The organism is Streptomyces albidus (ex Kaewkla and Franco 2022) (assembly GCF_013870515.1).
GTDB classification, from domain to species: Bacteria; Actinomycetota; Actinomycetes; order Streptomycetales; family Streptomycetaceae; genus Streptomyces; species Streptomyces albidus.
Genome location: NZ_JACBXA010000209.1, coordinates 1 through 10544 on the forward strand (window position 1 = coordinate 1; position 10544 = coordinate 10544).

Below are 10544 nucleotides of genomic sequence, written 5' to 3' on the forward strand. Positions count from 1 at the left end.
TTCACTGGGCGACGTCGAACTCGCCGCCGCCGTGGCCGGCAGGGAGGCCGAGCTCGCACGGCTGCTGCCCGACCTGGCACCGGCCCCCGGCAGCCCCGGAGCAGTGAGAGCCGAGACGTTCGACGAGGAGGACGGGCGCACCCGCCTCTTCGAGCTGACCGCACAGCTGCTGGAGCGGATCGCGTCAGGCCGTACGGTCGTCCTCGCCCTCGAAGACCTGCACTGGGCAGACCGCTCCACCCGCGAGCTGCTCGGCTACCTCTACCGCTCGTTGCAGACCTCCCGGCTCGTCCTGCTCGCGACCTACCGCGCCGACGACATCCACCGCCGCCATCCGCTGCGGCCCTTCCTGGCCGAGCTGGACCGGCTGCGGACCGTGCGCCGCATCGAGCTGCCGCGGCTGAGCCGTGCAGAGGTGCACGAGCAGATAGCCGGCATCCAGGGCGTTCCCGAGCCCGACCCCGAGCAGGCCCGGATCATCTTCCGCCGCTCCGACGGCAATCCCTTCTTCGTCGAGGAGCTCACCGCCAGCTGCGCCACCTGCGGCATCAGCGACTCCCTGCGCGACCTGCTCCTGGTCCGGGTCGAGGCGCTGCCTGATCACGCGCAGCATGTGCTGCGCATCGCGGCCCAGGGAGGTTCGGCCGTCGAGCACGCGCTGCTGGCCGAAGTGAGCGAGCTCCCCGAGGGTGAGCTGCTCGACGCCCTGCGCGCCGCCGTCGGCGCCAACGTGCTGCTCCCCACGGAGGACGGCGACGGCTACCGCTTCCGGCACGCCCTGCTGCGCGAAGCCGTCAGCGAGGACCTGCTGCCGGGTGAGGCGGCCGCGCTCAACCGCCGCTACGCACGGGCGCTCGAGGCCGACCCCTCGCTCGTACGGGCCGAACAGCGCACGACGAGGCTCGCCCACTACTGGTACCGCGGCCGGGACGCCGCCAAGGCGATGCCCGTCGTGCTGGCGGCGGCCGTCGAGGCGCGCCACCGGCACGCCTTCGCGGAGCAGCAGCAACTCCTCGAGCGGGCCATCGAGTTGTGGCACGAGGTCCCCGCGGACGTACGGGCGCGCCTGCGCCCCATCGACGAGGCCGAGGTCTATCCGGGCTGCGCGGACGAGCCCGAAGCGGAATCGCTCTACTTCATGGACCTGCTCGCGGAGGCGGTCGTCGCGGCGCGCACCGGCGCCGACGAGGAGCGTGCGCTGGCGCTGACGAAGAGGGCTCTCGACCTGCTCGACGAGGAGAAGGACCCGCTGCGCGCCGCGTGGTTCTGGGTCAAGCGATCCAAGATCGTCGAGGCGCTGGGCAGGGGCGACGGCTGGGACGAGATCGGCCGCGCACAGGAGTTGGTGCGGGGCCTGCCGCCGTCGGCGGTGCATGCGGACGTGCTGGCGAGCGCGGCGGCCTGGGGCATGATGCACCGGCCCGGCATCGACGCCATGAGCACGGCCGTACGGGCAGTCGAGCTGGCCCGTGTCGTCGGCGCCACCACGATCGAACTCCAGGCCCGCACCACCCTCGGGATACTCACCGCGGACGCCGGGAACGTCGACGGCGGTCTCGCCGAGATGAACCACGCGCGCGAACAGGCCCTGGCGGTCGGTGCGGTGGGCGTCGTGGTCCGGGCCGACATCAACATCGCAGCCGAACTGGAGTCGGTGGGCCGCTCCAGGGAGGCCGTCGTGGCGGCGGCCCGTGCCGCGAAGGGGGCGGCCGCGCACGGGCGCCCGGACATGCGCGCCTTCGCTCTGGGCAACCAGGCCGAATCGCTCCACTCGCTGGGGGAGTGGGCCGAGGCCGCCCGGCTCACGGACGAGGCGGGAGCCACGGCCCGCTCCCCTGACACTCGCGGCTGGGCCACCCTGCTCAAGGCGCACCAGCATCTCGGACGCGGCGAACTGACCGCCATGGAGACGGCGTTGGAGTCCGCCCGCGAGGTGATGGGCACCTTTGCGGCCTCACCTCTCACGGCGGTGCAACTGCGGCGGCTCTCCCTCGCGCTGGCAGCGGGGCGCGGTGACTTCGCGGCTGCACGCTCGCAGTTGAGGGCGGCGCTCAAAGCCGGCTTCCCGCCCGGCACCCACCAGTTCGCATGGCCGCTGCTGCACACCGCGGCTGCGCACGAGGCCGCGCTGCGGGGGCTTCCCGCCGCCGATGAGGGGCGCGTCGAGCTGCTGGAGGAGATCCGCACGGTGGTACGGCGCCTCGCGCACCCGGCGCCGGTCTGGCACGCCCACTCATCGCTGGTCAAGGCCGAACTCGGCCGCGCGGAAGGGCATGTGGAGCCCGCGGCCTGGGCGGAGGTGGCAGCCGAGTTCGAGGTGCTGGAACGCCCGTTTCAACTCGCGCAGGTACGGCAGCGCTGGGCGGAGGCCCTGCTGGCCTGTCCCGACCGTGGGGACGCCACCCGGCCCGGCCGCGAGCGGGCGAAGGAGCTGCTCGCCGAGGCGCACGTGACGGCGCTGCGGCTCGGCGCGGGCCCGCTGCGGCTGGAGATCGAACAGCTCGGCGCACGGGCGCGGTTGTCGTTGCCCGTCTCCGCAGCCGACGGTGACGGCCTGCGGTCCGTTCCGTCGCAGGCGTCACCGACGGCCCTCGCTCAGTCGGAGGACTTCGGGCTGACGCAACGCGAGCAGGACGTTCTCGGACTCGTGGCGGCCGGGCGCAGCAACAGGCAGATCGCGGAGCAGCTCTTCATCTCGCCGAAGACGGCGAGCGTTCACGTGTCCAACATCCTGGCGAAGCTGGGAGTGGCGGGCCGCGGCGAGGCGGCAGCCATGGCCCACAGGCTCAGGCTGCTTCCCGAGGCGGACGCGTCGTCCGCTGCGGGCTGACGCCCGCCGGACGGCACCCGGCGGCTGCGTCGATGACGCTCCGGCGGTGGGTGAGGCGACCGCGGATCAGTCGGGCGGGCCGCCCCCGTCGGGCTCCTCCGAGTCCGACTCCTCCTCCAGCTTCGGCCGGGCCGGAAGGATCGCGTGCTGGTCCTGCAGCGCTATGACGATCCTCCCCGAGCCGAGGTCCACCGGGCCGCAGCCCGGCTGGTGCGTGCCTTCGAGGACGTAGGTGTGCTCCAGCCGGTTCTTCTCCTGCTCCAGGTGCTGTTGACCGGGGAGGAAGATGTTTCCCGCTATGTCCATCAGTTGCTCCCGTCCGGGTGCGGATCCGTACGCGGCTGTTCCGGCGGGCGGATCACGACGTGCCCTGAGGTGAAGTCGACCGGCCCGCTGCCGGGGTCGTTGCTGCCTTCCTCGACACGGGTGTGGTCCAGGCGCCGGCGCTCGTCGTCGGTGTGACGCCGGCCCGGAGCGAACAGCTCCTCGATCAGGTTGAACATCGGACCTCCGCTCGAGGGCTCAGCTCACCTTCAACTTCAGGATACGGTCGTCGCCCTTTTCCGGAGTTCCCCGCGAATCGGTCTCGTTGGTGACGAGCCACAGATGGTCGGCGCCGTCGGAGACGACGGTACGCAGCCGTCCGTACCGGCCGTCGAGGAACGACTGCGGCCGGGCAGCGGGCTTCGTGCCCTTCAGCGGGATGCGCCACAGCCGTTCACCACGCAGGCCCGCCATCCACACGGAGCCCTCGGCGACGGCGAGGCCGCTGGGGGAGGCGTCGGCAGGCCTCCACTGTTCCAGCGGGTCGACGAACCCGGAACGGCCCGTCTTGCCCTCGGCGTCCGGCCAGCCGTAGTTCTTGCCGGGCCGGATGAGGTTCAGCTCGTCCCACGTGTTCTGCCCGAACTCGCTCGCCCACAGCCGCTTGTCGCCGTCCCAGTCCAGGCCCTGCACGTTCCGGTGGCCGTAGGAGTAGACGACGGAGTCTGACTGCGGATTGCCCTGACCGGGCGGTTCGCCGTCCGGCGTCATGCGGAGGATCTTGCCGCCCAGCGAGTCCTTGTCCTGCGCCAGGCCGCCCTCACCGGATTCGCCCGTGCCCGCGTACAGCATCTTGTCGGGGCCGAAGGCGATACGGCCGCCGTTGTGGATCTCTCCCCTCGGGATGCCCTTCAAGATCGTGTCCGGGGCGCCGAGCTGGTCGCCCCGGGGCTTCTTGGAGTCGTAGAGCATCCGCACGATGCGGTTGTCGGACTCGGTCGTGAAGTACGCGTAGATCATCTTCGCGTCGTCCGGCGGCACCGCGATGCCCAGCAGCCCGCCCTCGCCGCTGGCTCCGACGCCCGGCACCTGCCCGAGCTCGGTCTTCTTGCCGTTCCTGCCGTCGACACGGAAGATCTTGCCGCTGTTCCGTGTGGAGATCAGCAGGTCGCCACCGGGCAGCGGTGCCAGGCCCCACGGCGCTCTGAGGCCGGTCGTGATCGTGCGCTCCACCTTCACCGAGCCCTTCGCCGGCGCTGCGGAGGCCGTGCCGTCCGGGCTCGGCTCCTCGCTGGGTGAGGCGGGGCGGGAACTCTCCTTCGACGGCGTACCGGAGTCGTCGGAGCAGCCCGAGGCCAGCAGCGCCAGGGCGGCGAGCCCGGCTCCGGCAGCCCGGATGGACGGCAGATAACGGCTTCGCACGATCAGCGCCTCCCGGTGTCGGTGTGTGCACCCGTCACAATGTGATCAGCTCGCTCAGCACACCACATCCGTGACTACGCCGTGGGGGACTGCGAAGTTCCGTACGGAAGCCGTAAGGAGTGGGCCGCTCCCACCGACTACTCCCACGAACCCTGTGCGGGGGGCAGCGCTCCCAGCTCCGCCAGGTCGCCCGGGGTGAGGGCCAGTCCGGCCGCCTCCCCGTTCTCCACCGCCCAGTGCTCCTTCTTCGTGCCGGGTACGGGTACGACGTGCTCTCCCTGCGCGAGCAGCCAGGCCAGGGCCACTTGGGCCGCCGTCACGTCGTCCCCGTGGCGTTCGGCGACTCTGCGCAGGCCGGCGACCACCGGCTGGTTGGCCGCCATCATCTCGGCGGTGAACCGCGGATGCCGGGCCCGTACGTCGTCCCGCTCGAAGCCGCCGCCGGTGGTGAGCGTCCCGGTCAAGTAGCCGTTGCCGAGCGGCATCGCGGCCATGAAGCCCACGCCGCGCGCCCTGCACCAGGGCAGCAGCGACTCGAGCGCCTCACGTGACCACACGGACAGTTCGGCCTGCACGCCGCTCACGGGAAAGACCTGCTGCACCCGCTCCAGCTGCCGGATCGTCGTCTCGTGTATGCCGGTCCCCGCGCGCCGGTCCGCGCGGGCGCCGACGGCGCAGAAGCCCAGCGCGCGCACCTTACCCGCCGTGATCAGTTCGGCCATGGCGCCCCAGGTCTCCTCAATCGGGACCTCGGGGTCGGCTCGGTGCAGCTGGTACAGATCGATGACGTCGGTCTGCAGGCGCCGCAGCGACGCGTCGCAGGCGCGCTTCACGTAGCCGGGGCGTCCGTTGGCGACGATGTGCTGCTCGCCCACCAGCAGCCCGCACTTGGTGGAGACGAAGGCGTCGTGGCGACGCTCTTTGAGCACCCGTCCGACCAGCAGCTCGTTGGTGAACGGCCCGTACATGTCGGCGGTGTCCAGCAGGGTCATGCCGCGGTCCAGGGCGGTGTGCACCGTACGAAGGGACTCCTCGCCGCGCTGCTCGGACGTGGAGTACGCCCAGCTCATCGGCATGCAGCCGAGGCCGACAGCGCCCACTTCGAGTGCCGCCGCACCGATCGTCCTGCGGTCCACTTGTACGGACTCCCCTCTGCCGGCCCCCAAACTAACGCCTGCCTGCGCCGGCGTCCGACGGCCCTCCGGCTCCCCCTCAGCCCCCGCCTCACCGCACCGCCCACAGGCTCGACCCCACACGTCCGACGACGGGGAACGTCGCGGACCGGCCCAGGTCCTCTCTGACCCATTTCGCTGGTCACCCCCTGGGGGGTGTCCGCGAAGTCCCGGCTGGGGTGCGGGGTCTGGCACGCACGCTCCCGGCGTTGTCGGTCGTCGGCGCAGCCCAATGCGCTCTCCTCCTCCGCCTTGCGATCGCACGCACCAGACCCCGCGCCCCCCGCCTTGCAGGCGGACGACGCTACTTTGCGGACACCCCCTAGGGTCTGACCATGGCACCTTCACCGGCATCGCAGACATCGGCCGCCACAGACGTCTGGCTGCCCGTTCCGCCCGCCCAGATCGACGGGCTACCGGACGCCTTCACCTACCACTTCTGGAACGGGGACGAGGAGTTCCCCGCGGACCCGGCCGACTGCGCCTTCTACGTCGTCCCGTACATGAAGGGACAGGCCGTCGCCGTACGGCCGTTGACGCAGATGACGGGGGTGCGGGTCGTACAGACGCTCACCGCCGGGATAGACCACGTCGCCGCCGCCGTCCCGGACCTTCCCAGCGGGACGCAGCTGTGCAACGCCCGCGGTGTGCACGAAGCCTCCACCGCCGAACTCGCCCTCGCTCTCACGCTTGCGGCGCTGCGGCAGCTCCCCGCGTTCGTACGCGCGCAGGACGCCGAGGAGTGGAGCCCGGGCGTGCACGAGGCGCTCGCCGACAAGACCGTCCTCATCGTCGGTCACGGAGCGATCGGTTCGGCCGTCGAGGAACGTCTCATCCCCTTCGAGGTGGAAGAGGTGCTGCGGGTCGCCAGGAGCGAACGCACCGTCCCGCGGGGGCCCGTCCACGACCTCGGGCGCCTTCCCGAACTGCTGCCGCGTGCCGACGTGGTGATCCTCTGCACCCCGCTCACCGAGGAGACCCTGGGTCTCGTGGGAGCCGGTTTCCTCGCCCGCATGAAGGACGGTGCACTGCTCGTCAACGTCGCGCGCGGGGGAGTGGTGGACACCAAGTCCCTTGTGGCAGAGCTGGAATCGGGGCGGCTGCGGGCCGCGCTCGACGTCACCGACCCCGAGCCGCTGCCCGCGGGGCACCCCCTCTGGCACGCACCCGGCGCGCTCATCACCCCGCACGTGGGCGGGCCCACTTCGGCCTTTCTGCCGCGCGCCAAGCGGCTGTTGCGCAGCCAGCTGACCCGCTGGGCGGCGGGCGAACCACTGGAGCACACGGTCGCCGTAGCGAAGTGACGCGGGTTCCAGGAGGGGCTCCTGAGGGCATCCCCGAGTTGCCCAAGTGGGGGCCGGAGGCGCTCGAATAGGGCTCCCGGAGCCCGAAAGAACACTCTCCGGATGCGTACGAACGCTCGCTGTACGCGCAACGTCCCAGGTCGTCACGTTCTGTATCGGGACTATGTCCCTCTGTGACTGTTCTGGTGTATCGTCCGAGAGGGGGGCGAACCCGGACACGAGGGGGCGACGGGCGAATGCGCGGCCAATGGACCAACTGCCGGTGGACGAGGCGTCGGACACCACGGACAAGCTGCTGTCGGCCGGTCCCGTTGCGGGGCCGGACTCTGGGCCTCACGTCGTGCGAGTACCGCACCGATGGGAACCGTCGTTACGAGAAGCCCCCGTCAGCCCGGAGGACGCGATGAGCCCCCGCGGCGCAGCCCCCCGGCAGAGCCGGATCTGGGCGGCCGCCACGTGCGCTTCGCCGGCCTCGCCCGCGCCCCAGTCCGCCGGGTCGGCCACGCTGGCCATTCCCGTGCGCGCCCCGTCGCGCGCCGGCGGGGAGGTCCGTACGAGCAGTCGTGCGGGGGCAGTTGCCACCCCCGGCGAGGGAGGGCGCATGGCGCCGCCGGCCGGCGCGCGGGCGAGCATCCTGCCTCAGCTGCTTCTCGTCATCTTCTGCGGTGGCTACGCGATCGGTGCCGCCTTCGGCTGGGGATCCGAGCAAGTGGCCCTCTTCATGGGGGACTTCGGGCTGAGCTTCGCGGGGATGCTCGCCGCGGCCTCGTGCGTCCGGTTCGCCCGTGCCCACCGTGGCACCCAACTCGGGCCCGCTTGGCTGCTGTTCGGCCTCTCTTCGCTGATGGCCGCCGCGGGCAACGCCGTATGGGGCTGGTACGAGGTGGTGCTGCACCAGCCCGTGCCCCGTCCGTCCGTCGCGGACTACTGCTTCCTGCTCTTCGCCCCGCCCGCGATCATCGGCCTGCTCGTGCTGGCCAAGCGGCCTGTCACGCGCGCCGGTTGGGTCTGCCTCGGTCTGGACTCCTGGCTGATCGGCGGCTCGCTGCTGACCCTCTCCTGGTCGCTCGCGCTCGCGCACACCGCGTACTGGGAGGGCGACTCGGTGGCGCGCGCCGCGCTGAGTCTGGCCTACCCCCTCCTGGACATCGTTCTGGTGAGCATGGTGCTCGTACTGCACTTCAGGCGCTCCTCCGGGCAGCGTTCGGCGATCAACACCGCCATCGGGGGGCTCGCCCTGACCGTCCTGTGCGACGCGCTCTTCAGCTCGCCCCTGCTCCGCGAGCACTACGCATCGGGCCAGTTGCTGGACGCCGGATGGTTCGCGGGCTCGCTGCTGCTGGCGTACGCGGCGTGGGTCGGCCGGGGCGAGTCCGAGGCAGGGCAGGGCGTTTCCGCTTCCCGCACGGCCGGAGCCGTCGCTCCGGGCGCCGTGAAGCCTCAGACGTCGGCGCGTCCGGCGAACTCGGCGGCCGCGGAGTGGGAGATGATCGCCGACCGCCCCAGCCGCCCGATCGCAGGTTCGCTGGCCGCGCTCACCCCGTATCTCGCCGCCGCCGTCTGCACGTTGGGCATCCTCTACAACGCGGTCGCGGGTCGCGAGATCGACCGCATGGTGCTCTTCACGGCCTGCACGGTCGTGCTCGCCCTCGTCGTGCGGCAGGGCATCATGCTGCTGGACAACATCAACCTGACGCAGGAACTGGCCCAGAAGGAGAACCACTTCCGCTCCCTCGTCCAGGGATCCAGCGACGTCATCATGATCGCCTCCCCCACGGGAGTCCTGCGCTACGTCTCACCGGCGGCCGCCGGTGTCTACGGCCGTGACGGCGACGCCCTCATCGGCTCCGAACTGGCCGCGCTCATCCACCCCGAGGACCTCGCACGGGTGCTGCACGAGCTGCGCCGTTTCCTCGCGGCGCCGCCGCAGGAGGAGCCCTCGACGCGGATCGAGTGCCGCTTCAGGCACGGCGGGGGCCACTGGCTGAACGTCGAGTCGACGGTCAACCGCTACCGCAGCGGCCTGATCTTCAACAGCCGGGACGTGACCGAACGGGTCCGGCTCCAGGCCCAGTTGCAGCACAACGCCTCGCACGACCCGCTGACCGACCTGCCCAACCGCGCGCTGTTCACCGAGCGCGTCCGCAAGGCCCTGGTCGGCCGCCGCGGCGGCGACAGCGAGCACGCCGTGCTCTTCATCGACCTCGACGGCTTCAAGGCCGTCAACGACAGCATCGGCCACCAGGGCGGCGACGAACTGCTCGTGGCGGCGGCCCGACGCCTCCAGGAGTCCGTCCGTGCAGGCGATACGGCCGCCAGGCTGGGCGGCGACGAGTTCGCCGTCCTCATCCTCGGCGACGGCAACCCCAGCACGCACGCCGACGGTGAACGCGAGCAGCGCATCCAGGAGATCGCCGACCGTCTGCGCATGACCCTCTCCGAGCCCTACCGGGTGGAGGGCAGGGAGGTGCGGGTCGCGGCATCCATCGGAATCGCCTTCGCGGAGCCCGGAATCTCCCCCACCTCGCTGATGCGCAACGCCGACCTGGCGATGTATCGCGCCAAGCAGGCAGGCAAGGCGAGGGTCGAGCTCTACACCCCGCAGATGCAGACGGAGGCGCAGCCCGGCGCGGCCAAGCGCGCCGAAGCGACGACCCGGCTGCGGAGCGCACTGGACGAGGGCGAGTTCGCGCTGCTCCACCAGCCCGTCGTCGAGCTCGCCAGCGGCAAGGTCGCCGCTGTGGCGGCGCAGCCCCGTTGGCGCTCCGCCCAGGGAATCCTGTTCACGCCGGCGGAGTTCCTGCGCGCCGGAGGCGGCGGGCCCGGAGCCCCCGGCAAGACGGAGAGCGCGGGCGGTGCCTCCCGTGCGACGGAGGACGCACAGGCAGAGAAGGCGGCTGTGGTCAGCCGTCGGCTGCTGGACGAGGCCGTTCAGCAGGCCGCCGCGCGCCATGCCGCCGGCTTTCCGACGCCGGTCTCCGTACGCCTACCCGCGAGCCGGTTCACGGACGGTTCCCTCAGTCCCGGCACCGTCGAGGGCCTGCTCGCCCTGCACGAGCTCCAGGCCGGGTCGCTGATCCTGGAGCTCGCCGGTGCCGACGCGCGCATCCCGCTCGACGAGCTCGAACGGAGCCTGAGCGCGCTGCACCGCCTCGGAGTGGGCATCGCCCTCGACGGTTTCGGCAGCGGGCCTCTCGCCGTCTCCGCGCTGCGGCGGCTGCCGGTCGACATCGTCAGACTCGACCGCACCCTCATCGAGGGCGTCGTGGAGTCCCCGCGTCAGCGGAAGATCACCACCGGCCTCCTGCGCATGGCGGGTGACCTCGGGCTGACGTCCGTCGCCGAAGGGGTCGACCTCCCCGAGCAGGCGGTGAGACTCCGGGAGATGGGATGCACCCATGGCCAGGGGGCGGTTTTCTCGGGGCCCCTCGACGAGCACCGCTTACGCCACGCGCTCTCCCGCGGCGCGTATCCACTGCCCGAGCCCCAGCCGCACAAGGGACGTCCACACCCTCGCGGTCGGCCAGCTGCGTCGCGCGCCCCTCGGCGCGG

The 10544-nt window shown here is 71.7% G+C and carries 7 protein-coding genes; 3 read left to right on the forward strand and 4 right to left on the reverse strand.

Annotated features, from left to right (window positions below):
* Positions 1 to 2830, forward strand: a 2830-nt coding sequence (locus H5J26_RS32140) for a helix-turn-helix transcriptional regulator (RefSeq protein ID WP_181767984.1), incomplete at its 5' end; no start/stop codon positions are given.
* Positions 2831 to 2896: 66 nt separating this feature from the next.
* Here H5J26_RS32140 and H5J26_RS23730 read toward each other — a convergent pair.
* The 4 genes from H5J26_RS23730 to H5J26_RS23745 form a co-directional block, all read right to left on the reverse strand.
* The gene (locus H5J26_RS23730) at positions 2897 to 3136 is read right to left on the reverse strand and encodes a DUF6191 domain-containing protein (RefSeq protein ID WP_181767985.1); all 240 of its coding nucleotides are present in this window, start codon (positions 3134 to 3136) and stop codon (positions 2897 to 2899) included.
* Positions 3136 to 3333 carry a DUF6191 domain-containing protein gene (locus H5J26_RS23735; protein ID WP_181767986.1) on the reverse strand — a complete coding sequence of 66 codons (198 nt, stop codon included), beginning with the start codon at positions 3331 to 3333 and terminating at the stop codon, positions 3136 to 3138. Before H5J26_RS23735 ends, H5J26_RS23730 begins: the two co-directional genes overlap by 1 nt.
* A 19-nt stretch (positions 3334 to 3352) precedes the next feature.
* On the reverse strand, positions 3353 to 4519 hold the full coding sequence (locus H5J26_RS23740; protein WP_419183841.1) for a PQQ-dependent sugar dehydrogenase: 1167 nt from the start codon (positions 4517 to 4519) through the stop codon (positions 3353 to 3355).
* Positions 4520 to 4653: 134 nt separating this feature from the next.
* A complete protein-coding gene (locus H5J26_RS23745; RefSeq protein WP_181767987.1) occupies positions 4654 to 5652 on the reverse strand; it encodes an aldo/keto reductase in 999 nt (332 codons plus the stop codon).
* Positions 5653 to 6023: 371 nt separating this feature from the next.
* Here H5J26_RS23745 and H5J26_RS23750 point away from each other — a divergent pair, with 371 nt between their 5' ends.
* Entirely contained in the window at positions 6024 to 6992 is a 969-nt protein-coding gene (locus H5J26_RS23750; protein ID WP_181767988.1) for a 2-hydroxyacid dehydrogenase, read from the forward strand.
* Between the two features lie 601 nt (positions 6993 to 7593).
* On the forward strand, positions 7594 to 10544 hold a 2951-nt coding region (locus H5J26_RS23755), incomplete at its 3' end, for a putative bifunctional diguanylate cyclase/phosphodiesterase (protein ID WP_235981004.1).